This window comes from Streptococcus suis (assembly GCF_019794555.1).
GTDB lineage: Bacteria > Bacillota > Bacilli > Lactobacillales > Streptococcaceae > Streptococcus > Streptococcus suis_AB.
This window is the reverse complement of sequence record NZ_JAIMEP010000005.1, coordinates 67,151-90,620: the sequence shown is the minus strand read 5'-3', so window position 1 is coordinate 90,620 and position 23,470 is coordinate 67,151. Positions and strand designations below refer to the sequence as shown.

Sequence of the window (23,470 nt, the reverse complement as noted above, 5' to 3'; positions counted from 1 at the left end):
AGGAGCCTTTTGGCTCATGGCTTTACGACAATTCCAAGCATTTCTTGATGATGAAGCTACCATTCGCTTGGTCATGGAGAAACGATTTGACTCTGAACATATGAGTTTCTCACTTGAATCAAATGATGCTACATCTCAACTCTTTATACACTCTTGTTTAGAAGTAGACAATCAAATCATCTACTATTTAACTAGCTTGCACGCTTTAACATTGGACAAAGACTATACCATCTATGATCAAGACCGCAATAACATTGAACTAGGTTACGGTCATATTGTCCGCTCTGCTATTTTTGAACAAACTTACACCTATAACGGGAACGATTTGGGTGCAAACTATCGTTCAGATGCGACTACATTCAAGCTGTGGGCTCCTATTTCTAAACAGGTATTTCTCGTTCTCGAGGATAATCCGTATGCGATGACTAGGGGATCAAAAGGTGTTTGGGAAGTCACAGTAGAGGGAGATTTGGAAACTAAAAGTTACCACTATCTCCACAAGGTAAATGGAGAATGGATCTCCGTTCATGATCCGTATGCCTTATCTTCTCAGGCAAATTCTGGCAATAGCTACGTGATTAATCCTGATAAACTTCATCGTATTCGACGTGCAAATACTCAGTTTCCAATTTCGCAAGCAGTTATCTACGAAATGAGCGTCCGTGACTTCTCATGGCAAAAAGAGGCTGGTTTTAACCATCGCAGTCAATACCTCGGCCTAACAGAATCTCCTATCATGGATGGAATGAAGCTGGGAATGGACTATGTCAAGGATTTAGGTGTTACCCATATCCAATTATTGCCTGTCTATGATTTTGGTAGTGTAGATGAAAACAAACCACAAGCTGTTTACAACTGGGGCTACGACCCTATGCAATACAATTTGCCTGAAGGTTCCTATTCTAGCCAACCGAACGATCCTTATGCTCGCATTTTAGAATTACAGGAAGCGATCCAAGCCTATCATGATGCAGACATTTCTGTTATCATGGATGTTGTATACAACCACGTCTATCACGCGGAAAAGTATGCCTTCGAACTCATCGTTCCTGGTTATTTCTATCGTTATGATGAGCATGGTATGCGTACAGACGGAACATTCTGTGGCAATGATGTTGCCAGCGAACGAAGCATGGTCCGAAACTACATCAAACAGTCACTTCGTCAGTGGCTAGAAATCTATGGCTTTGATGGTTTCCGTTTCGATTTAATGGGTATTTTAGATAGTGAAACAATCAACCAGATTCAAGCTGAATTAGTTGCTCTGCATCCGAATGTCTATCTCTATGGTGAAGGTTGGAAGATGGCTACTGGTCTAGAATATGACAAACTTGCTCACCAATACAATGCGGCACAATTACCAAATATCAGTTTCTTCAATGACGACTATCGTGATACTTTCAAGAAGCTCTTACTTAATCCGAACCGTTTGATTGACAAACAATTACATGAAAAGGTTCAGCATCTTTTGACAGGTAGCCGTCTCACTCATTTCTTAACACCGCAACAATCTCTCAACTATATTGAATGCCATGATAATGCTACTGCATTTGACTATTTCCATATTGAAAATCCAAACTGGACACCTCAGCAACAAAAACGTGCTGCTAGCTTTGGACTTCAACTGATTTTGATTTCTCAGGGTATGGCCTTTATTCATAGCGGACAAGAATTTTTCCGTACAAAAGATGAGATTGACAATACATACAATGTCTCTGATACAATTAACCGTTTAGATTGGACAAGAGCTGTTCATTACAAAGAACATATCGAGTTCATTCAGGAATTAATTGCTTTCCGTAAAAACAATCCAATTCTTAGCCAAGACAACTACGAAAGTATTCAACAAACATGTGATTTCTACTGGTTAACTGAGTTTGTCCTCCGATACCAGGTCATTAGCGAAGAAAAAACTATTCAGTTTATCATTAATTTTGCGGATAGTGACTTTACTTTTGAACGTGATCAAGACAAGACGGTTCTCTACAACTATCCTCCAGTTGAAGAACATGATCAACAAAAAATCACCATCGCAGGACAAAGTATTTGTATTTTGGAAGATAAATAGGGCTTTAGACTGATGAAAGAACTCCTCACCTAGGGTATACTATAATCAATCCTAAATATTTTTCATAATCTCCTTAAAACTCACTGGTCGCGCTGGTGAGTTTTTTTTTTGACAAAAAAAACAATCCCAAATAATGGGGCTGTTTTCATTTCATCAATTCAATAATTTTTCGACCGATTCGCTCTATATCATTTTGCATTCCACGGAGTTCAAAGGTATCTATGACAGGAAAATTAAATCGCTCAGAATACTGCTTGGCAGTCAGACAATATTGGTTGTTAAAATTGCGGTTGCCTGAGCCAACGACACCCAAACAGAGCTCTGCATTGGTCCCCAAGGCGATAAAATCTCCAAGAGGATTGGTCAGAATTTCCACATCTCCGTTGTCCACTCCATTTCCACCTTCTAAGTAGGTTGGTAAAAAGGCGACAAAGGGGGCATCTAGCGGGGAGAAGGGAATATCCTGCTTGACCAAATCTTTGACATGGACCAATTCAATCTCCCAGTCTGTCTGAAATTGGAAAAAAGACTTTAGGCGTTTCACAAAACTTTCTGTATTGCCACTTAAGCTAATGTAAACTAAATAAATTTTTTTCTTCATACATTTCCTCTTTACACTAAAAAAACACTACATATGGGATATAAATAATATTTTACTCCTATATGTAGTGTTTGTCAATTAGTCGCTTTCCACGAAGCGACCGATGATATTTACATTGTCTGCTACTGAGACGAAGGCAGATTTATCAGCTTTTTTCATGATATATTTAAATTCATTAAATTCTGCACGTGTAATAATCGCAATCAGCACTGTCTTTTGCTCATGATTATACGCCCCTTCGGCACCATTGATAATGGTTACCCCTCGATGAAGCTTCTTGTGTATCATCTTAATCACGCGATCAGGATAACTGGTAATGATCATGGCCTGCATCCGTTTTTGTTTCACAAAAATCGCATCTGTCATTCGACTGGAGATAAACAGTGCAACCATTGAATACAAGGCATATTGCCAACCAAACGTCATCCCTGCTATCAACATGATCATAATGTTGACAATCAAGGAAATGGAACCAACTTGTCGTCCCGTCTTCTTGCGAATAATAATGGAAACAATATCAGTACCACCACTGGATACATTGTTCCTAAGCGCAAATCCAATCCCAGTTCCCAGCATGAGACCACCAAAAATAGCATTGACTAAAGGATCTGTCGTCAGAGTAACTGGTGGCATAAATTGGATAAAGAAAGAACTAAACGATACCGTAATAAAGGTAAAGATAGTAAATTTATAACCAATTTTATACCAAGCCAAAATCAGCAAGGGAATGTTAAGAGCATAATAGACTACAGAAATAGGAATATTCCATCCTACATAAGAGGCTGATAATGCAGAAACAATTTGTGCTAGACCGGTAACTCCAGACGAATAGACATTCCCAGGTCTAAAGAAAAAATTCACCGCGATACTAGATAGGAGTCCATAAATAATGGACCCCGATATCCGTTCAGCATATTTTTCCCGAGAAATTCCCAAAATGACCGACCAAAACTTATTCTTTCTGGCCTTTCTTAAAAAGCGTACACGCTGTTTTCTGAAAAATTTATTCATTTTCAAGTGTAATGTTTAAAGCTAATTCCTCTAATTGTGCTGATGCAACCGTGCTCGGCGCCTGTGTCATTGGATCAGATGCTTTGTTGTTCTTCGGAAAGGCGATAACTTCACGAATGTTATCCTCACCAGCCAATAACATGACAAAGCGGTCCAAACCAATAGCCAAGCCCCCGTGTGGTGGGAAGCCGTAGTCCATAGCTTCTAGCAAGAAACCAAACTGCTCATGGGCATCCTCAGCAGAGAAGCCAAGAGCCTTGAACATCCGTTCTTGCATGTCTTTTTGGTTGATACGAAGGCTACCGCCACCCAATTCATAACCATTCAAAACAATATCGTAGGCAACTGCACGCACCTTCGCCAAATCACCATCTAAATGATGAGCTGTTTCTTCTGTCGGCAAGGTGAATGGGTGGTGGGCACTCATATAACGCCCTTCTTCTTCAGACCACTCAAACATTGGCCAGTCTACAATCCAGAGGAAGTTGAACTTTCTTTCATCAATCAAGCCTTGTTCCTTAGCCAAGCGGTTACGCAAAGCCCCCAGGGTATTATTAGCTACTTCCAATTCATCAGCTACAAAGAGAACCATGTCTTTGTCTTCAAGTTGTAAACTTTCTGTCAAGTTTTCTGTAACGCCTGTCAAGAACTTGGCAACCGGGCCAGCTAATTCTCCCTTATCAACTTTCACCCAGGCAAGTCCTTTAGCACCAAATTGCTTCGCGAAATCTGTTAATTTATCAATGTCTTTACGTGAGTAACTATCCGCCGCACCCTTGACCACAATGGCTTTGACAACTGATGCTTCTGAGAAGACCTTAAAGTCAACTTCCTTGACAAACTCTGTCAAATCTTGCAAAAGCATCTCAAAACGAGTATCCGGCTTGTCTGAACCGTAGAAGTTCATAGCATGGTCATAGGCCATACGAGGGAATGGCAAGGTTACATCAATTCCTTTGGTATCTTTCAAAACCTTAGCAATCAATCCTTCTACAATGTCTTGGATTTCAACCTCATTCAAGAATGAGGTTTCTAAGTCTACCTGTGTAAACTCAGGTTGACGATCTCCACGCAAGTCCTCATCACGGAAACACTTAACAATTTGGTAGTAACGGTCAAAACCTGCATTCATCAGAAGCTGCTTAGTAATCTGTGGACTTTGTGGAAGGGCATAAAAATGGCCTTTTGACACACGAGATGGTACCAAGTAATCACGCGCACCTTCTGGTGTTGACTTAGTCAACATTGGAGTTTCCACATCAATAAATTCCAAGTCGTCCAAGTAGTTGCGAATGCTGTGAGTTACTGCTGCACGCAATTTAAAGTTGTTTAGCATTTCTGGACGACGAAGATCCAAGTAACGGTAACGAAGACGGGTATCATCACTGGCTTCAATGCTGTCCTTGATTTCAAATGGGGTTGTCTTGGCCATGTTCAACACTGTCAAGCTGGTTACTTGCAATTCAACAGCTCCTGTTGGGATGTTGTCATTGGCTTGCTCACGCTCCACAACCGTTCCTGTTACTTCAATAACGAATTCAGAACGAAGACTCTCCGCTCTTGCCATCACTTCAGCTTCAACTGACTCAGGGTTAATCACCAATTGCATAATGCCTTCACGGTCACGCAAGTCAATGAAAATCAAGCCACCCAAGTCACGACGGCGGCCAACCCAACCCTTCAAAGTAATTTCCTGTCCGACATGTTCCTTACGAACACGTCCAGCGTACATAGAACGTTTCATTTTCTTCCTCTTTTACTGATTTTATACCTATTCATTCTACCATAAAATAACTGATTTTTGGGGGAAATTGCCGAGAAAAATCGAAAAACCAGCCCTAGTTGACTGGTTTACTATACAACATATCCAGATGCAGAATATTATCTTCCAAATATACCTCAGATACTGGTTCAAAGCCAAGGGATTGATAGAATTTTTCTAGGTAGGCTTGGGCACCGATTTTAATCTGACTTTCTTTCCATTCGTTTGTAATATAGTGAATCGCCTGCTCCATCATTGGGCGACCTAAACCTTTGCCACGATGACTAGGCTTGATGACCACACGACCGATGGAAACTTCATCATAACTTACGCCAGCTGGTAAAATACGCAGATATGCAACTAACTCTCCATTGATGGTTCCTAAGAGATGAAGACAATTTGGATCTTTTCCATCTACTTCAGGATAGGGACAGGCTTGTTCAACAACAAAGACATTGTTTCTCAGCGTCAATATAGTGTAAAGCTCCTGTAAACTTAGTTGGTCAAATGCTTTTATTTCCCACTGCATAGTTGCCTCCTAGGGCAAAATATTGCCCGCACTTCTATAAATGTCGTACCATTCTGGTCTAGTCAAGGTAATCTGACTAGCTTGTGCAATCTTTTTTAAGCGCTCCGGATTCATGGACCCAACAATCGTTTGAATCTTTGCTGGATGACGCAAAATCCAAGCTACGACAATTGTTTCATGTGAAACATTGTATCGCTCTGCTATTTCCGCAATGGTCTGGTTTAAAAGAGCATAATCTGGATGGTTGGCAAAAATACCTCGTTGCAAATCAATCAAGAAAGGAGACCAGGCTTGGATAGTGATTTTTTTAAGTTGGCAATAGTCAATTAGCCCACCATCACGCATAATCGCAGCATCATCTTTCATATTGACATGTAGTCCAGCATCAATCAAAGGCGTGTGAGCAGGAGAGAGCTGCAATTGATTGACTGCTAGCGGTTGATCGAGATAGGATTGTAGTAACTCCATTTGGTAAATGTTTTGGTTGCTGACACCAAAATGACGAACCTTCCCCGCTTTTTTCAAGAGATAAAAGGCTTCAGCTACTTCCTCTGCTTCCATTAGAGCATCCGGACGATGTAAGGCGAGAACATCTAAATATTCCGTATCCAAGCGCTTCAAAATTCCATCTACAGATTCCAAAATATACTCTTTTGAGAAATCAAAATAGCCTTTACGAATACCACATTTTGATTGGAGAAGCAGGTCCTCGCGTTTCAATCCTGCCAATTTTGCTCCCTGAGCAAAACGTATTTCTGACTCACCACCACCATAAATATCTGCATGATCGAAAAAATTGATGCCGTGTTGCACCACAGTTTCTAGAACATTTGCCGTTTCCCTTTCATTTAAACTGGCCATTCGCATACAGCCTAAAGCAATACGGGAAACTTGTAAGCCTGTTTGTCCTAATTCTTGCATAGGTAATACTCCTTGTAAACGTTTTTCTTCTATTCATTATAACAGAAAAACTCAGCCATAACTGAGTTTTATTGTCATTTAGTTGAAACCATAAATTCTTTTAGCGATTTTGTAGACAGCATTGGAAATTTTTCGTCCTGGGTAGCCATAAAGATTGGTCAACTGGCCTAACAATCCCTTGCGAACAACCTTAAAGAGCGCTGGATTGTTGTCACGGATATAATCCCACAACGCCTGTTTCATCAACATATGTTCAGCTGTCCCAGCACGATTGAGAAGAGCACAGGAGATAATGGTCGTGATTTCCACGTGATTGAGCAAATAACTTCGTAAATCAGGATTGTCAATTGTCTCTAAATCTAAATCATCCACTAAAATCCGATTGACTTTTAACTGCTGGTCAATTCGTTTAATCATGACGGATTCATTGACAGACTGATCATCTCGTCCAATAAAGTAGCGATAAAAATCTACTGGAAGATAGTACATTTTTTTTACAGCCTGTAAAGGAGTGAAAACAAAAATATTATCCACATAGAAGGTATGCTCAGGTAGAACGAGACCAACCTTTCTTAACAACTCAGTCCTGTAAATCAAGGAATGCATCATCATATATTGACCTTTTGCAAAAGCACCTACATCCTCCCATCCGAAGATACGGTTCTCAGGTAGAGTGGATTGATAAGACATGGATTTTTTACGAGATTGTCCCTCTTTTTCATAAACAAAGTTGGAGATAAAGGTATCAACTGGCGTATTTTCATCTTCCAAAGCCTGCAAACTCTCTAGGATCTTCAAATAGGCCCTAGTATCGACCCAATCATCTGAATCCACGACTTTAAAGTACTTACCCTTGGCCTCACGTATCCCTGTATTTACAGCTCCGCCATGGCCCTTATTGTCCTGATAGATGGCACGTACGTTTGAAAATTGATTCTCTAGTCTCTCTGCGATTTCCTGAGTCCGATCGGTCGAGCCATCGTTGATTATCAGAATTTCAACCTTGTCACCACCCATTACAAGGGAATGAACACAGTAATGAAGGTAAGCCTCCGAATTATAACTCGGAATGGCAATACTTAGTAAGGTCATCTTTCTCTCCATTTGACACAATTTGTTACTATTTTATCACATTTTCAGGAAAGTTGCTTTTGATATTTTCTTTTTGCTTGATAGGCTCTCCATAGTTGACCAAAGCCCTTGAAAAAATGGCCATTGACAATGGTTAGAATCCCTTCCACCATCGGCAAATCAATCATATCTCCTGTCATCTTTGCCATTGCTCTAAAAGGCATATTATAGAGGAACAGCAGGTTCAAGTCAGGAGTCACTTTCTGCTCTGCTTTTTTCAGTAAGCCAGCCAATAGTTTATGCACGCCACGTGCCAATCCACTCTTAGCAAATTGGAGTTTCAAAACTGGATCGTTCAGGCTCAATTCTTGACCAATTTTCCAGGTTTCTTCTGGAACTGGACGTCCAAGCAATTGTGCAAAATCCTGCTCTGAAACAGCCTGCACCTGGGCTGTCAGATAAGTCGGAAGCTGTTCTGAAGCAGGAAATTGGTCTACAGTGCCTTCTCGGGTAATCTCGCCAACTAAGCGAATATCCTGACTACTTGCACCTACATACAAGAGATAATTTCCAGCCTCTACTTCAAATTGGCCTGTCTCTTTATTAAAATAACGGAACGTGTAGTCCTCAAAAGGAATAAAAATCTGTTTGGACTCGCCTGCTTTTATAAATACTTTTTTAAAGCCTTTTAACTCCTTTGCAGGGCGGTAAATCTGACTATCTTCTTTGCCTACGTACAATTGGATAATTTCAGCACCATCAACCAGACCAGTATTTGTAATAGTGACTGTGACTCCTAATTCGGTCACATCCAATTGACTGTAAGAAAAGTCTGTGTAGGACAATCCATAGCCAAAGGGATACTTGACAGTCTTGTCAATGCTTGTAAAGTAACGGTAGCCTACATAGAGGGCTTCCTTATAGAGAGCAAAATCTCCCTCCGCAGGAAATTCCTCAGAAGATGGAATATCTGTTAACTCAACAGGATATGTTTCACTTAGTTTCCCTGACGGGTTGACACGACCTGTCAAGGTATCTAACATGGCTCTGGCACCAGCTTCTCCTGATAGATATCCGTGAAGAACCGCATCTACATCCACATCCCAATTCATATCCACAACTGAGCCTGCTGATAGGACAACAACGATTTTTTTACCTGTCCCTACCAAGGCATTCAGTAAGGATAACTGGTTTTTAGGGAGACTTATATGATGACGATCCAAGCCCTCACTTTCACTCATTTCATCTAACCCCATATAGTAAAGAACAAGTTCCGCTTGGTTTGCAAGATTGACAGCCCTGTCAACTAACACCCTGTCTTCTTTATCTACACGTTGATAGCCTTGTTCGTAACCAATGACATTTAATGGATAATCTGCGATGCAATCCACTGTTTTATCTAATTGTCTTGTATTGATTAAAGAAGAGCCAGCTCCCTGATAGCGAGGATTTTGGGCAAATTCTCCGATGAGAGCTATTTTTGTCTCACTAGATAAGGGCAAGATTTGATCCTTATTTTTTAATAATACAATGCTTTCAGCAGCAGCCTGACGGGCCAATTCATGTTGTTCAGAATAATCTACAGATCGTTTTTCAGCATGAGCCAACTCTAAAACTACATCAAGTAGCTCATCCACGCGCTCATTCAATACCTGCTCGGATAGACGACCAGACTGAACAGCGTCAATGATTTCCTTTTGACCGACCTTTTTAGTACCTGGCATTTCCAAATGACTACCATTTTCAACACCGAGGACATGATCATTCGAGCCTCCCCAATCCGATACGACAAAGCCTGTAAAGCCCCATTCATCACGAAGAATGTCACGCAAGAGGCGCTTGTCTTCATTAGCGTAGACGCCGTTTATTTTGTTATAGGCAGACATGATTGCCTTTGGATTTCCTTCACGCACTGCAATCTCAAATCCTGTCAGATAGAGCTCTCTCAGCGTGCGCTCATCTACAATGGAGTCTGAAGCCATACGTCGCAATTCCTGACTGTTTACAGCAAAATGCTTAGGCGTTGCCGCAACACCTTGCGACTGCATTCCCCGGATCATTGCGGCCGCCAGTTTTCCCGCTTGATATGGATCTTCTGAATAATACTCAAAGTTTCGACCACATAAGGGACTGCGCTTGATATTAAGCCCCGGACCCAAAATGACATTGACACCCAAGCTGTTTGCTTCCGCGCCGAGACCTTGTCCGACACGTTCAACTAGATCTACATCCCAAGAATTTGCCAAGGTAGCAGCTGTTGGGAAACAAGTTGCAGGGACAGAGGCATTCAGCCCTAAGTGATCACCTTCACCTTCTTGCTTGCGGATTCCATGAGGTCCATCAGACAAAAAGATAGATGGAATTCCTTTTTCAGGGTAATCCTTTGTTTCCCAAACAGATTTTCCTGACATGAGAGCTGCTTTTTCTTCCAATGTTAAACGATTAATAATCTCCTGATGCTTCATCATCTTTTCCTCATTCTATTTCTTTATCACTATCATATCAGACGAAGGGAACAATTAAAACGCTTTCTTCATAATCTGTACGATTTTAGGCATAATCTGCTATAACAAAATCTCCCCAGAAAATTCTAGGGAGATTGTGTTCATCACTTCTTATTTCATGATTACAAACTTCATCATTGGATAGTTGACAGCCACTTGAACGAAAATATTTACCCAATTGGCCGCTGTCTGTGCCCAGCCCAAGCTCAAGCCCCAAGATGTAAAGAGTTGAGTGGTGTAAGGCGGCAGCACGATGGACAAAATTCCTGCAACGACAACAGTCAAGATATACCAATGGAGGGTTTTGGATATATCGTTTTCTGCTCCGAATACCAACTTCCTTTGGACAATATAGTTGACAACCTGTGCTGCTATGTAAGCCAAGAGGAAGGAGAGAAAGCCGTTCAATCCGCCATTTTCTTCGGAATAATGAAAGATAAACCAGTGAAATGGCTGACTTGACAAGGCTGTAAAGAGGAAATTGGTTGACAACCAAAGGACGCAGAAGTTTGTAATGGTTGCGATATTTGATAAGACATTAAACTTGATAAACTCCCACAAATCTGGGTGTTTGGCAATCCATTCTTTCATACTGTCTCCTATGCAAGACAAGGGGAAGCCCCCCTTGTTATGCTACGTTTTTTCCTTCTTTTTTCTTAAAATTACGACCCAAGAAATAGATACCACCACCAACAATAATTGCAATAACAACATCAGCTGAGTACATCCAAATCTGCCATAATGGTAATACTTTTTTCACAACAGAAGTTGATGATAGACCGTTCATTGCTAAACTCCTAGAAACTGCATAAAGAATATGCTTTGAAGCTGTTCGCAATTGTGTCATCACTGTTGGATTATTTTGATAATCCTCAATTTGCCAATTATCTGTTCCTGTATTTAGATAAAGATCTGTACCTGCCTCTAATCCACCTCGAATAGCCATAAATGGAAAGGCTTCTGGGAAGGAGGCTTGGTCAGTTACAACAATTCCATCAAATCCCCATTCGTTTCGTACCACATTGGTCATCAATCCAGTATGATTGCCTGCCCAAGCTATACCGACTCTGTTCATACCTGCCATAATCCCTAAGGCTCCACCCTCAACTACACTTTCTTCAAAAGGAGCCAAGTAGACTTCACGAATAGCTTGTTCATTTGCAAATGTCAATAATGCTGCACGTCGAGTTTCTTGATCGTTCAATACAAAGTGTTTAATAAAGGTAATAAGACCTTTTTCAGTTGCACCTTTTGTTGTTGCTGCCCCCATTTGTCCAGATAGGAAACTATCTTCTGAATAATATTCAAAATTTCGACCTGAAAAAGCGGTACGGTGGATATTCATAGCAGGTGCATACCAACCAGCAAAGTTTAATTCTTTTTGTGCTAATGCATCTTCACCGATCAGTTGTCCCATGTTATAAAGTATATCTGTATTCCAAGTTGAAGCTAGAAGAATTTCTGAACTCCAAGCGTATGTCTTTTCTTTTGTTGTTACACCAGTCAGCCCAGCTACTCCGACATAAGCTGGTCCGTCGACATGGACTGTTGCTGGAACTCCCACAGAAGAAATTGCTTGTGTCTGATACCCACCAATACGAACTAAATTATACATCTCTTCTGCACTTAATTGGTCTAAGAAGGTATCCCAAAGTGGATCATCAAAATCGACCTCTCTCATCATCGCTAATGTCAAACCATTATCAACACCTGTTTGAGGCATGGTCGCATCAGGATTATCCGTTCCAGTAGGAATCTCTAGTCCTGTTGCAATATCTTCTGTCAATTCTAGTTGATACAGTTGAGGGTAAGTAGCCTGCCAATCGCTACGTGATAAATAAGTAAAATTCTCATCATAGGTTGACATATCTGTATCAGTAAATTGGTTAGTTATTGTCTCACCTGTCGCTGTAGAAACAGCAAATTTCTCGCTTGAAGAAACTTTTTCTTCTACAACCAAAGCACTATCAGCTTCTTCAGGTAAATTTGTAATCCCTTTTTTCTCTAGAATATGGTTGACAGCACTATGAGCGTCCGTCGCAATAGCAAAGTAGTAGTTTCCTTCTTCTACAATATAACCACCTTCACCACCATTCGCGGTTGTATCATAAGTTTTCAGATTTTCTTTATCTACTGTAATTGTGTACTCACCACTCTCACCTGGTGCAAGTTCTTCAGTTTTGACAAAACCAACAAGTTGTACTGAAGATTTTTCGATACCTGCTGTTTTATCATATTCTGTATATGGTGATTGCATATATAACTGAACAACTTCCTTACCAGCTTCATCACCCGAGTTCGTAACTTTTACATCAAATTTATAGCTGTTTTCATCACTGCTGTGTTTTACTAACTCATGCGAGAATGAAGTATAAGAAAGGCCATATCCAAACGGAAACTGTACCTCATCCTCATAGCTCCACTTCGTCGCATTCTCTACAGTCACACCAACATTGGCTGTTGCATTTCCTTGATTAAGAACACTATCTTCATAGCGTGTCTCATAGTATTTATAGCCAACATAGATGCCTTCTTGATAGACAACATAGTTGGTTCCACGAGGGTCATCACTTTCGACAGAATTCAAACCAAAGTTAACAAAAGCTGGTGAACCCGTCTGGTCATAAGCATAAGTATCTACCAATTTACCAGAAGGATTGATTGTCCCATTCAAAATATCTGCCAAAGCATATAGACCGTCTTGACCAGGGTTTCCAATCCACAATGCCGCATCAACCCCATATTCCTCATCTTCTATGAATCCTAAATCAATAGGGTTTGCTGAGTTGATGACCAAGACTACCTTATCAAAGTTTTCTTTAGCGTACTTAATAAGCTTCTCTTCATTAGAAGTCAATTCTAGATAGTGGCGTCCAATATCTTCAGGAGAATCCACAGGATCTGAGTGAAAATCGCCTGCATAACCTTTAACATCCAATGTTTCTAAATAACTCTCGTCATACTCCTTCGGTAAATCTGATGACTCACCTCCTGACCGCGAAATTGAAACAATGGCTGCATCATTATATGAACTAAAACTATTTTTTTCTTTGTCTGTTAATAAATCCATACTAGCTTCATGGATAACATAACGACCTGTTCCTGCAATATCAGGAACATCCATTTTGATGTCTTTTGCAGCTCCAGTTGTATAGAAATCCCACATTTGTGGGTTAACCTCAAAACCACTGGCTTCCAAGGCTGTCTTCATTGTTGGAACTGTCGAAGTGTCTACAGCTCCAGAACCTCCTCCACCATATAAAATATTCGCACTAGTAACACCTAAAAGAGTAACTTTGCTACCTGATTGAAGAGGTAATTCAGAGTTATTCTTCAACAGTACGATACCTTCTCCAGCAGCTTCTTTACCGGCTGCAGAATCTGCTGCTAAGCGACTCACTTCATCAGAATACATTCTATCAAAATAAGTTGTATCCCCTTCTGATCCCTTATCCTCAATTTTATAATCTGTATGCCCTAAATATGTATTTATTATTGGTGTATATTTCAAAGCATAGACATTGGCAACAGCTGTACCAATAGCTGTACCCCCTAGCAAAACAATCCCTAAAGCAGATAGGGTTCTTCTAAGGTTCTTCATATTGTCCTCCTAAATATTTCGGCTTTCATGTAAGCCTTTTCTTTTTCTTGAGTCCACTATATCAATTAACATACTTAATGAAAACCCTTTCTTCATAATCTGTCATTTAACCTTCATAATTTGTACTTTTAGTATTTCTAGTATTTATATATCACAAAAAATTGGATTTTTATTGAATATTTCAAAATAAAATGATACTATTGTTCAAAAATAGCACTTTTTAAACAATAGAGGTTTCTAAATGGACTATAAAGAGTTAAAAATTATAAAATTTCAACAATATGATCAAGTAGAAATCGAATATCCGCGACGACTAAATAGTATTGGAACCATTCGAACCGAACTTTATCCCTACCTTATGAAAAGAGGACGGTTCCAAACAAAGCAATATCCTCTTTTCGTTGTACCTCTGCTGGATATTCAATTACTAAGCCAAAAAATCAATGAAAATTCTGTAGAAATTCGTGACATTGCATCGCTACTACCAGCAGTTGCTCATCAACACTTTTACACTGAACAATTATATAATGCTGTCATCAATACCAACGAAATCGAAGGAATCAAAACGACACGAAAAGAAGTTTCCGACGCTTTTCAGGCGCTAAAACAAGAACAAGCACAAAAAACACGCCTTCTTTCTACTGTCAGAATGTACCATGATATTACAGAAAATGACTTTCTTCAAATTGACTCTCTCACTATCATTCGGCAGATTTATGACCAACTGACTGACGGAGAAGTCAGCGAAGAGGATCAACTTGATGGAGAACTATTCCGAAATCAACCCGTCAGTATTGTCGATCATCAAACTGGAAAAATTGAACATATCGCTCCTTCTAATGAAATGCAAATTACACTCATGTTGCAAAGTTGGATTCAATTTATCAACGACAGGAGCATCCCCTTCCTTATCAAAGCTACTGTTGCCCATTATTTCTTTGAAAATATTCATCCCTTTTATGATGGAAATGGTCGAACTGGCAGATATATCTTATCACGCTACCTAGCACGCAAGCTGGATATCTTTACTGGATTGGTCGTTTCTCAAAAAATCTTTGAACAGCGCTCTAAATATTACAAGGCATTCTCAACGACGGGTCATGTGGATAACTTTGCAGAAGCGACTTTTTTTGTGAAATTCTTACTTGAAATTATTGAGGAAGGCCAACGAGATATTATCCAAATACTCGAAGAGAAGCATGGTCTACTTGAACAAGCATGGAGTGCCTTGGAAATTAAGAGGGAATATACTGCTTTGCAAAAACAGGTTCTCTTTCTCTTATTACAATCCACCATTTTTGTAAACAATCCAAAAGAAGGGTTAAAAGATAAAGAAATCATTCAAATGCTTCGGCCTGATTTTTCTAAAAAGAAAATACAAGATGCTATTATTTCTCTTAGAGAATTAGGAATCATTCAACAATTGTCACTCAAACCAAGCATACATCGTTTGGTTTCCATTGAATTTTAAGGAATATAACACATGAAAATCGCGATTGTAGAAGATCAAAAAATCGAGCAAGAGAGATTGTCCAACTACATCAAAACCTACTGCCAAAAAGCTGGGATTGTAGTGGAAATCAGCTGTTTTAATGACGGTCTCCATATCACTAGTGACTATCAAAAACAATTTGATCTGATTTACCTAGATGTCGAGATGGAGATTATGGACGGGATGACCACCGCTCAAAAGATTCGGTCTGTGGATAAAGATGTTCTCATCGTTTTTGTGACCAATCATTCCCATGTCGCTATTCAGGGCTATTCTGTTGAGGCCATTGATTTTCTTCTCAAACCACTGAGCTCCTTCGTCTTTGAGGAACATTTTAAAAAAATTCTTAGAAAATTACCCGATAGCCAAGAGAAACAAAGTTTGTATATAAAAAGCAAGCAATCCACTGTAAAACTCTATCAAGAAGATATTGTTTATCTAGAAAGTCAAGGACATCAGGTTCACATCTACACAGTTGGCGGTGGCCTAACGATTACCAATAATAGTCTCAAGAATCTCGAAGCCATGTTAGACAGTAAATTGTTTGTACGAGCCCACTCGGCCTATATCATCAATTTGTCCCATGTTCAAAAAGTGGAAGGTAACCTTGTTTACGTCACAAATACAGCCTTGCCGATTAGCCGCCCAAGGAAAAAAGAATTTATGACTGCTCTAACCAACTTCATCGGAGATAGCCTACTATGATCAACTTCCCTGATATTCCACGTTTCTATACTGCTCTAACAGAAAGCTTGGCCTGCCTACTGGTCTGTTCCTCACTTGTTTTGTCTGAAAAATGGTCACGCAAACAGTTCCGTATCCTCCTGATTTTCCTCATACAAATCTTACTTCAACTTGTGGCTGGCAAACTCCCTTTGTTTTTTTGGACTGTGGGAATGGGCATCAATATCGCTTGGATGTTTGTTTCCATTCGATTGCTTGGAGTTTTCCACAAGAGAACTAGTCTCTATTTGACAGCAAAAGCCTTTATTATTGCCGAGTTAGTAGCCTCCATTACTTGGCATCTCTACTGTTTGACGATTTATCAACAACCTGTGGATAACTTGTGGACACAGGGGTTATTTCTGTTGATAACTTCTCTACTTTCTTACTGGCTCATCTATCTACAAGATAAAAAAGTTCACTTAGAAGAATTGGATAAATTCATTGAGCAGCGAGATGTGACGGTAGCTGTCTTTACAACCTTATCTATCTTTGTTCTTAGTAATATTGGTTTCATCCTCTCAGGCACGCGCCAATTTCAAGACTCGACCAGCATTTTCATCCTTCGGACAACCGTCAATCTCTCTGGTCTTCTGCTCCTATTCACCCAAGAATCTCAACAATACGATCGCTATTTACGGCAGGAGTTGACTTCTATCAATAATATGTTTCAACTTCAATACAAGCAATACCAAGCCTATCGTGAAAACAGTGAAATTCTTGACCGTAAGGTCCATGATTTAAAGCATCAACTGACCATCATTCAGCAAGAATCGGATAAAACCAAAAAGGAACAATACCTAGAGGAAATGAGCGAGGTGATCCAGACACTTGATGCCAAGATTGAAACAGGAAATCCCGTTCTAGATACCATTCTCAGCCAAAAAAATTATTACTGTTTGCAAAATGGTATTAACTTTACCTGTATTGTTCAGGGAGAGCCCCTTCATTTTATGGATGTAATGGATATTTCAGCTCTGTTTGGAAATGCCATTGACAATGCCATCGAGGCTGTTGAAAAAATAGATAACCCTGAACAGCGCTTGATTACTTTAAAGGTTGCCAGCCATCAGCAATTTCTCATCATTCGATTAGACAACTACGATACATCTTCACTAGACTTATCCACAGGACACCTCCCTGAAACTTCAAAAACAAATAAGGACTACCATGGATTCGGTCTTAAGAGTATGGAGTATGTTGCCAATAAATACGGTGGCAGTCTCACACTTAGCAAGGAAGATAATTGGGTGCAACTAAAAATCATTCTCCCCTTACCAGCATAGAAAAATCCCGTTTAAAGGCGGGATTTTCTTTCTATTCGTCATTTAGAAACCGTCACTTGCTCTACATCTCGATTTTGACTCCGTTTTATAATCACATCAAGATAGTTAGCTAAGAAACTTCTTGGTGACACTACTTGCAAGGTCTGATAGGCTTGGCTTGGAAATACTGTCTCATCAAGCCAAGTCTGATCCAACTTTTCTCCTGAAAAATAAGCACGATTGGCTGGCATGATAAATTGTGAAATAGCATCCGCTGTCTCGCCATCATACCAATGTTCATCGTTCAAAGCATTGTGCACCATAATATCACTGGTACTGTCAAAGACGGTTTGTAAGTAGCTTATGTGATCCTGCAAATTCGGATCACTAGGCTGGTGCTTTTCTGCCCACGAAGCCATATCAAGTTGAGTTTTTTGATAGCGAATGCTTGTATCATCAAGGCTCAATTGGCCGATAATAGATGGGTAAATAGAAAATGCACCATTGACCACTTCAGTATAGCTGACTTGCCCCAAGTCTTCTTCAACAATATTCTGAGAATGAGTGTGTCCCGAAAAACCAAATTGAATGCCATATTGATTGAACAAAGGCTTCAAATCGACAGCATTATCCAAAGTATAGCCTTTTGAGAGCATAGCATGCTGTTGCAAGACATTGTGATGGACAACAGGTATCAGGCTCACTCCAGCTTCCTTGGCAGCCTGAAGCTGTACTTCTATCCAATCCAAGGTCTCTTTTTTGGTACGTCCATTAGTAGTCGGTGCGCCATCTCCTTGCCCACTAGCGTAGATGTTGCTATCTATCATCAGAAACCATGCATTGGAAAATGGCTTGGCCAGATAGCTCAATGAGGCTTGATCACGGCTGCTGGCTTGTTGGTAGCCGTGATCAGCAAAGAGATCTTCAAATTGCTGAGCGGTAACTTGAGCCGTCACTTCCTGCTGATTTCCCTTAAAGGCTCTAGCCCATCCACTGGCAATATCATGGTTGCCAGGAATGACCAAAACCTCCGTTCCTTTTTCTTCAATCTGTGTAAAATATTGCGTCAACTCAACCATGCTCTGTTTTTCACCGTTGAGAGACAAATCTCCACTAACTAGTAGTAAAGAAGGATGCTCACGCTCTACTTGTTCAACCAGGGCCTCCATCCGCTCTTTTCCATAGCGCAAATCCTTGCCAGCAGCAGTTTTTTCTATATAGGAAAAAGCCTCTCCATCATCAAATAAATCTTGTGATAAATAATGCAAATCAGTGATGATCCAAATTTTATCTTGGTCTGTTAATTCAGCCTTGGCATAGGATTGCTGACGCTGACCGGTCATAACTGACCAGACTACCATCAAACAAATTAAGGTTCCTACTAGTAATATTATTTTCTTCTTCATACCCTAAAAGTATACCATCTTAAAGAAAGAGCGACAAGAAAAAGGAGTTTGACAATTAATCTGTCTAACTCCTTTAGTCATTTATTATTTTTTTGCAAATCCTGCTGCTTGTTCACCAGCCTGACGACCAAATACGATGATGTCTGCTACAGCATTACCACCAATACGGTTTTGACCATGAACACCACCAGTTACTTCGCCAGCAGCATAAAGACCAGAGATTGCTGAACCATCTGTCTTCAATACTTGAGTATTGGTATTGATTTTCACACCACCCATCGTATGGTGGATACCTGGAGCAACCTTAATCGCATGATAAGAACCTGTATCCAAAGCATGATCCATACCAGATGTACGACCAAATGCCGTATCATTTTTATCCGCTACAGCCTTGTTCCAAGTATCAAGTGTTGTTTGAAGTGTTTCCGCAGATACACCAATTTCTTTAGCCAAATCTGTAAGAGTAGCACCTGTTTTTACAAGACCTTTTTCTTCGTATTGAGCAATAGCTTTCACACGATCTTTCAAGGCATCATCAAAGATAACATAAGCGTAGTTAGGATCTAAAGCATTAATCGCTGCTGAAACTTTATCACGAGTTTCCAACTCATTAACAAAGCGCTCCCCTTTAGAATTGACAAGGATAGCACCTTCACCACGAACTGCTTCTGTAATCAAGTAAGAGGTTTCTTGCTCTACGGTTGGGTGAATTTGGATTTGTTCCATATCAACAGTTGCTGCACCTTCTGATTCAGCAAGCGCAATACCGTCACCTGTTGAACCAGGTTGGTTAGTTGTTACATAGCCTTCAAGGGCAGGATTGAATTTTGCAACCATTTCCAAGTCTGCTCCAAAACCACCCGTAGCCAACACAACAGCTTTTGCTGAAATTTTCTTCGTTTCTCCAGCAATTTCTACCTCAACACCTGTTACGGCACCATCTTTGTCTTGCAGTTTTGTCACATCTGCATTTACAAAAATTGGTACTTCACGTTCAACAAGATTATGGTAAAGACCATTTACTAAGTAGCCACCAACAGCTGAACCATCTGCTGGGCGGTGGGTACGTTTCTCACTCATACCACCAGTTGTAGTAAGGTTGCTAAGAGTAATTCCCATTCCGTCCAACCAGTCAATTGCACTAGCAGAATGATCTACAAGGTAACGTAGTAATTCAGGATCGTTTGTACCCTTACCACCTTTAAGGGTTTCTTCATAGAATTTATCATTGGTATCAGCAATACCTTCCGCTTCTTGGAATTTAGTTTGTGAAGCGTTCATACCAGCTGATGATTTAGCTGTATTCCCACCAATTACAGGCATTTTTTCCAATAAAACAACACTAGCGCCAGCATCTTTAGCTGATATAGCAGCAGACATCCCAGCACCACCTGAACCAACGACTATAACATCATAGCTATCTTTCAACTCAGATGGATCAGTATAAACTTTCTCAGATGCACCTGATACAGCTTCTTCTGATGAAGAAGAGCTTGTTGACGATGATGATGTGGTAGTATTTTCAGTTTTACCTCCACATGCAACCAAAAATACTACAGCAAGTAGACTCATAAACAAGCCTAACAACGTTTTCTTTTTCATGATAAACCTCCAATTTTATCTGATACAACTATTATACTAGATTGTGAAATATTTTTCAATCTTATTTGAAATAATTTTCACAATGTTTATAGTTGTAAACAAAAAAATGTATGAAAAAATTGCATAATTTACTCGAAAAATTGTGCAATTTTATTTAGTTTATTCAGTTAGCAACTGCAGGAATTGCTTTATCTCATCTTGGGAAGCCTGACTTCCTTTTCTTAACAAGCCATTCAATTTTCCTGATTTAAAATAGGTTAGACTGGGTACTGTCTTCAAACCGCTTGCCTGACGAAATAAATCAATCTTCCCATCTGGATCGTTCTCACTATCAAGGTAGAAAACTGTCTTCCCCGTCTCTTCAACAGCTTGGGTCAGTTTAGGCACAAATGCTCTACAATAAGGACACGTTTCCCTCCCAATATACAGAATAAAATCATCTTGCCGATCCAATTTTTCTTCCAGTTCACTAATGGAAATAGTCTGATACGTTTTCACTGCCTGACGGTATTCCGATTCTGTTGAACTAGTGGATTGTCGGACAAGAAATACGGATGCCCCAATTCCAACAATACTAAGTAAAAGCAAAACAATATATTTACGCACGATAAATCTCCTAATCAATTGATTGTACATCCTATTTTTTAGCCACACGGTGGTAATAGGAAATACAATTCGAAAACCCTACTAATAAGTTAATTATATCAAAATTAAGTAAAAATCCTCTATCGTAGACTTGTAGTAAGGTAATGCAAAAAATATCTCATCCAATGAGCTAGAGGATCGGCAGTTTTCCCTACAAACATCCATTTATACTCTGCGAAAATCAAAATCAGATGTTGTCGACTTGATTTGATGAGTGTCAAGCTCCAGTGGAGCTTGACAGCCTGTTCCCTTGAAAGATAAAACGAACAGAGTTCTATCTCCATCAGAGCGAAACGAACTACGTTCGCCTATTGCCAACCTACAAAGGTTCCCCGAATCTTTTTGTAGCGAACTTTGTTCGCCTTATTTCCAACCTCCAAAGGTTCCCCGAACCTTTGGAGTAAGTCGGATTTTGGTTTTCATTGAGTATTAACTCTTTTATTCAACACACACTTTTCTAACATATTCGTTGCTTTTGAAACGCTCCCTGCTTTTCGCTATGATATAATAGCTTCATAGCTACCAACAACTACTTATTGAGTAGAAATTGACTCAATTCCTTCAGCCTATACTGTGGGGAGTTCTCAACGTATTCGTATAGATTATAAGGAGCATTTTCGATTAAGAGAGGAAATAAAGTGCTGCGTAGAAATGTAAAAGCCAGGATGGTCAAGTCGATTGGGTGGGAAAATGAAATAATGGAAGTAGAATATGTGTCTGGTCTGATTCATCAATACAAAGATGTATCTGAGGCGGACTACATTCGCTCTCTAATTGGTGCCATTGACAAAAAAGTGAGGCGGATAGGGAAAACCCATGCATTCATCCGAGTGAGTGAATAAACTCTTAGCTTTGGGACATTATGTGGACCTGGATACCAAAGACCTACAATATAGACTTGGCTATGTCAGTCCGGCCAGGATATTTAATACGAACAATTAATCTATTGGAGAAGGGAAAACTCCGTCTCGTTTTACGAAACAGCACTCCCCCCTCTCTAGGGAGAGCAAAAAGGTAAGCAAACCCAGAAATCAACGTTTTAAGAGAAAGCAAAAAGCCCACTGTTGTAGGCTTTCTGTAAGATATTTCTTAAAATTAAAGCATTTTGTTGTAGAATTCTACGACAAGGGCTTCGTTGATTTCTGGGTTGATTTCATCGCGTTCTGGCAAGCGAGTTAATGAACCTTCAAGTTTGTCAGCATCGAATGATACGAAAGCTGGACGACCAAGAGTTGCTTCAACTGCTTCGCGGATAGCTGGAACGTTCAATGATTTTTCACGAACTGAGATTACTTGACCAACTTCAACGCGGAATGATGGGATATCAACACGTTTACCATCAACAAGGATATGACCGTGGTTTACAAATTGACGAGCTTGACGACGAGTAGTTGCCAAACCAAGACGGTAAACAACGTTGTCCAAACGACGTTCCAAAAGGAGCATGAAGTTGAAACCAACTGTACCTTGTTTGATTTTAGTAGCTTGTACGAACAAGTTACGGAATTGTTTTTCACCTAAACCGTAAGAGAAACGCAATTTTTGTTTTTCAGCCAATTGCAAACCGTATTCTGACAATTTAGAACGGTTGTTTGGTCCGTGTTGACCTGGTACGTAGTTACGACGTGCCAATTCTTTACCTGTACCTGTCAATGACAAGCCAAGACGACGAGCTTGTTTCCAAGATGGTCCTGTATAACGTGACATGTGTTATGTCCTCCTAAAATAAAAATTTCCGTCATTTCGTTTCTCTTTTATTACGTCGTTAAGTCGGCTTGGCATACCTCAGTATAGCCTGCCCCTCCTTGCCTAGTACTAAAAGGAAACAAAAAGACTTGTTTATAGGAAATAACGTTTTAAGCAAATCTGATTCGTGCAGGAGGCCTTCATCGAAACAGCAACGATTACTCTTCTTGCTGACCTTCTGTTGACGAGCTTCATTTTGCCCTGCTGTTATTTCGCACAAAGATTAGTATAGCACAAAAAAAAGGCTCTGTAAAGCCTTATATAGCGATTAATCCAAATAATGAATCAATATCTTTTCTGTCAAAATGTCTGAATAAGTATAAGATTCTACGAAGGTATTGTTGGGATCTTCAAATTCAACGATAAAGAGAGACTGATAAACCTCTACAATACGTCCTTGTTTATTCTTTTCTCGCTTTCGACCATTTTCAAGGGTTAATTCAACAACTTGACCCTCATGCTCTTTGATATCTTGCTTGATTTGCTTCATCTTGGCAACATCTGTAAATGCATCACTCATTCT

19 protein-coding genes are annotated in these 23,470 nt (G+C 39.9%); 5 read left to right on the top strand and 14 right to left on the bottom strand.

The annotated features are described in order from the left end of the window. Positions 1-16 precede the first annotated feature (16 nt). Positions 17-2,068, top strand: a complete 2,052-nt coding sequence (gene pulA / locus K6V48_RS03515) for a type I pullulanase (protein ID WP_222368026.1) — start codon at positions 17-19, stop codon at positions 2,066-2,068. Between the two features lie 145 nt (positions 2,069-2,213). Here pulA and nrdI read toward each other — a convergent pair whose 3' ends face one another. From nrdI to K6V48_RS03470, 9 genes are all read right to left on the bottom strand, one after another. Continuing rightward, positions 2,214-2,669 carry a class Ib ribonucleoside-diphosphate reductase assembly flavoprotein NrdI gene (gene nrdI / locus K6V48_RS03510; RefSeq protein ID WP_222368025.1) on the bottom strand — a complete coding sequence of 152 codons (456 nt, stop codon included), beginning with the start codon at positions 2,667-2,669 and terminating at the stop codon, positions 2,214-2,216. 78 nt (positions 2,670-2,747) lie between these two features. After that, a complete protein-coding gene (locus tag K6V48_RS03505) occupies positions 2,748-3,686 on the bottom strand; it encodes a YitT family protein (protein WP_404830134.1) in 939 nt (312 codons plus the stop codon). Further along, the gene (gene aspS / locus K6V48_RS03500) at positions 3,673-5,424 is read right to left on the bottom strand and encodes an aspartate--tRNA ligase (RefSeq protein ID WP_222368024.1); all 1,752 of its coding nucleotides are present in this window, start codon (positions 5,422-5,424) and stop codon (positions 3,673-3,675) included. Before aspS ends, K6V48_RS03505 begins: the two co-directional genes overlap by 14 nt. A 94-nt stretch (positions 5,425-5,518) precedes the next feature. Continuing rightward, positions 5,519-5,971, bottom strand: a complete 453-nt coding sequence (locus K6V48_RS03495) for a GNAT family N-acetyltransferase (RefSeq protein ID WP_172066594.1) — start codon at positions 5,969-5,971, stop codon at positions 5,519-5,521. Positions 5,972-5,980: 9 nt separating this feature from the next. Then, on the bottom strand, positions 5,981-6,892 hold the full coding sequence (locus tag K6V48_RS03490; RefSeq protein WP_222368022.1) for an aldo/keto reductase: 912 nt from the start codon (positions 6,890-6,892) through the stop codon (positions 5,981-5,983). A 78-nt stretch (positions 6,893-6,970) separates the two neighbouring features. Then, positions 6,971-7,984, bottom strand: a complete 1,014-nt coding sequence (locus tag K6V48_RS03485) for a glycosyltransferase family 2 protein (protein ID WP_222368021.1) — start codon at positions 7,982-7,984, stop codon at positions 6,971-6,973. 44 nt (positions 7,985-8,028) lie between these two features. Beyond that, on the bottom strand, positions 8,029-10,428 hold the full coding sequence (locus tag K6V48_RS03480) for a glycoside hydrolase family 3 C-terminal domain-containing protein (protein WP_222368058.1): 2,400 nt from the start codon (positions 10,426-10,428) through the stop codon (positions 8,029-8,031). 150 nt (positions 10,429-10,578) lie between these two features. Further along, positions 10,579-11,058 (bottom strand): GtrA family protein, encoded by a 480-nt coding sequence (locus tag K6V48_RS03475; RefSeq protein ID WP_222368018.1) that lies wholly within the window; start codon positions 11,056-11,058, stop codon positions 10,579-10,581. 37 nt (positions 11,059-11,095) lie between these two features. Next, a complete protein-coding gene (locus K6V48_RS03470; protein WP_222368016.1) occupies positions 11,096-14,068 on the bottom strand; it encodes a glycoside hydrolase family 3 protein in 2,973 nt (990 codons plus the stop codon). Between the two features lie 241 nt (positions 14,069-14,309). On the opposite strand from K6V48_RS03470, the gene K6V48_RS03465 reads away from it, so the two are divergent. The 3 genes from K6V48_RS03465 to K6V48_RS03455 are packed head-to-tail and all read left to right on the top strand — an operon-like array spanning position 14,310 to position 17,569. Beyond that, complete coding sequence (locus K6V48_RS03465; RefSeq protein WP_222368013.1) at positions 14,310-15,539, top strand: Fic family protein; 1,230 nt, start codon at positions 14,310-14,312, stop codon at positions 15,537-15,539. Between the two features lie 12 nt (positions 15,540-15,551). Then, positions 15,552-16,265 (top strand): LytR/AlgR family response regulator transcription factor, encoded by a 714-nt coding sequence (locus tag K6V48_RS03460; RefSeq protein WP_172016973.1) that lies wholly within the window; start codon positions 15,552-15,554, stop codon positions 16,263-16,265. Then, on the top strand, positions 16,262-17,569 hold the full coding sequence (locus K6V48_RS03455; protein WP_222368010.1) for a sensor histidine kinase: 1,308 nt from the start codon (positions 16,262-16,264) through the stop codon (positions 17,567-17,569). Before K6V48_RS03460 ends, K6V48_RS03455 begins: the two co-directional genes overlap by 4 nt. Positions 17,570-17,607: 38 nt before the next feature. Here the strand turns inward: K6V48_RS03455 and K6V48_RS03450 are convergent, their stop codons facing one another. The 3 genes from K6V48_RS03450 to K6V48_RS03440 all read right to left on the bottom strand — a co-directional run bounded on the left by K6V48_RS03450 (position 17,608) and on the right by K6V48_RS03440 (position 21,162). Further along, a complete protein-coding gene (locus K6V48_RS03450) occupies positions 17,608-18,954 on the bottom strand; it encodes a metallophosphoesterase (protein WP_172025346.1) in 1,347 nt (448 codons plus the stop codon). Between the two features lie 84 nt (positions 18,955-19,038). After that, positions 19,039-20,556, bottom strand: a complete 1,518-nt coding sequence (locus tag K6V48_RS03445; protein ID WP_024396313.1) for a flavocytochrome c — start codon at positions 20,554-20,556, stop codon at positions 19,039-19,041. A 159-nt stretch (positions 20,557-20,715) separates the two neighbouring features. Next, complete coding sequence (locus K6V48_RS03440) at positions 20,716-21,162, bottom strand: DUF6568 family protein (RefSeq protein WP_228381239.1); 447 nt, start codon at positions 21,160-21,162, stop codon at positions 20,716-20,718. Positions 21,163-21,899: 737 nt separating this feature from the next. Here K6V48_RS03440 and K6V48_RS03435 point away from each other — a divergent pair. Continuing rightward, a complete protein-coding gene (locus tag K6V48_RS03435; RefSeq protein ID WP_172085040.1) occupies positions 21,900-22,043 on the top strand; it encodes a hypothetical protein in 144 nt (47 codons plus the stop codon). A 253-nt stretch (positions 22,044-22,296) separates the two neighbouring features. On the opposite strand, the gene rpsD is transcribed toward K6V48_RS03435, so the two are convergent. Together rpsD and K6V48_RS03425 are read right to left on the bottom strand one after the other, a co-directional pair. Then, on the bottom strand, positions 22,297-22,908 hold the full coding sequence (gene rpsD / locus K6V48_RS03430) for a 30S ribosomal protein S4 (RefSeq protein WP_024391326.1): 612 nt from the start codon (positions 22,906-22,908) through the stop codon (positions 22,297-22,299). A 307-nt stretch (positions 22,909-23,215) separates the two neighbouring features. Beyond that, positions 23,216-23,467, bottom strand: a complete 252-nt coding sequence (locus K6V48_RS03425; protein ID WP_024391327.1) for a Veg family protein — start codon at positions 23,465-23,467, stop codon at positions 23,216-23,218. Between the last annotated feature and the right edge of the window lie 3 nt (positions 23,468-23,470).

Bases quoted from the DNA above. Each gene is read 5' to 3' on its own strand.
- K6V48_RS03450 (WP_172025346.1), bottom strand. From the start codon at position 18,954: ATGAAGAAGAAAATAATATTACTAGTAGGAACCTTAATTTGTTTGATG.
- K6V48_RS03490 (WP_222368022.1), bottom strand. From the start codon at position 6,892: ATGCAAGAATTAGGACAAACAGGCTTACAAGTTTCCCGTATTGCTTTA.
- K6V48_RS03480 (WP_222368058.1), bottom strand. From the start codon at position 10,428: ATGAAGCATCAGGAGATTATTAATCGTTTAACATTGGAAGAAAAAGCA.
- K6V48_RS03485 (WP_222368021.1), bottom strand. From the start codon at position 7,984: ATGACCTTACTAAGTATTGCCATTCCGAGTTATAATTCGGAGGCTTAC.
- K6V48_RS03445 (WP_024396313.1), bottom strand. From the start codon at position 20,556: ATGAAAAAGAAAACGTTGTTAGGCTTGTTTATGAGTCTACTTGCTGTA.
- K6V48_RS03455 (WP_222368010.1), top strand. From the start codon at position 16,262: ATGATCAACTTCCCTGATATTCCACGTTTCTATACTGCTCTAACAGAA.
- K6V48_RS03460 (WP_172016973.1), top strand. From the start codon at position 15,552: ATGAAAATCGCGATTGTAGAAGATCAAAAAATCGAGCAAGAGAGATTG.
- K6V48_RS03425 (WP_024391327.1), bottom strand. From the start codon at position 23,467: ATGAGTGATGCATTTACAGATGTTGCCAAGATGAAGCAAATCAAGCAA.
- rpsD (WP_024391326.1), bottom strand. From the start codon at position 22,908: ATGTCACGTTATACAGGACCATCTTGGAAACAAGCTCGTCGTCTTGGC.
- pulA (WP_222368026.1), top strand. From the start codon at position 17: ATGGCTTTACGACAATTCCAAGCATTTCTTGATGATGAAGCTACCATT.
- K6V48_RS03435 (WP_172085040.1), top strand. From the start codon at position 21,900: ATGGAAGTAGAATATGTGTCTGGTCTGATTCATCAATACAAAGATGTA.
- K6V48_RS03475 (WP_222368018.1), bottom strand. From the start codon at position 11,058: ATGAAAGAATGGATTGCCAAACACCCAGATTTGTGGGAGTTTATCAAG.
- nrdI (WP_222368025.1), bottom strand. From the start codon at position 2,669: ATGAAGAAAAAAATTTATTTAGTTTACATTAGCTTAAGTGGCAATACA.
- aspS (WP_222368024.1), bottom strand. From the start codon at position 5,424: ATGAAACGTTCTATGTACGCTGGACGTGTTCGTAAGGAACATGTCGGA.
- K6V48_RS03465 (WP_222368013.1), top strand. From the start codon at position 14,310: ATGGACTATAAAGAGTTAAAAATTATAAAATTTCAACAATATGATCAA.
- K6V48_RS03495 (WP_172066594.1), bottom strand. From the start codon at position 5,971: ATGCAGTGGGAAATAAAAGCATTTGACCAACTAAGTTTACAGGAGCTT.
- K6V48_RS03470 (WP_222368016.1), bottom strand. From the start codon at position 14,068: ATGAAGAACCTTAGAAGAACCCTATCTGCTTTAGGGATTGTTTTGCTA.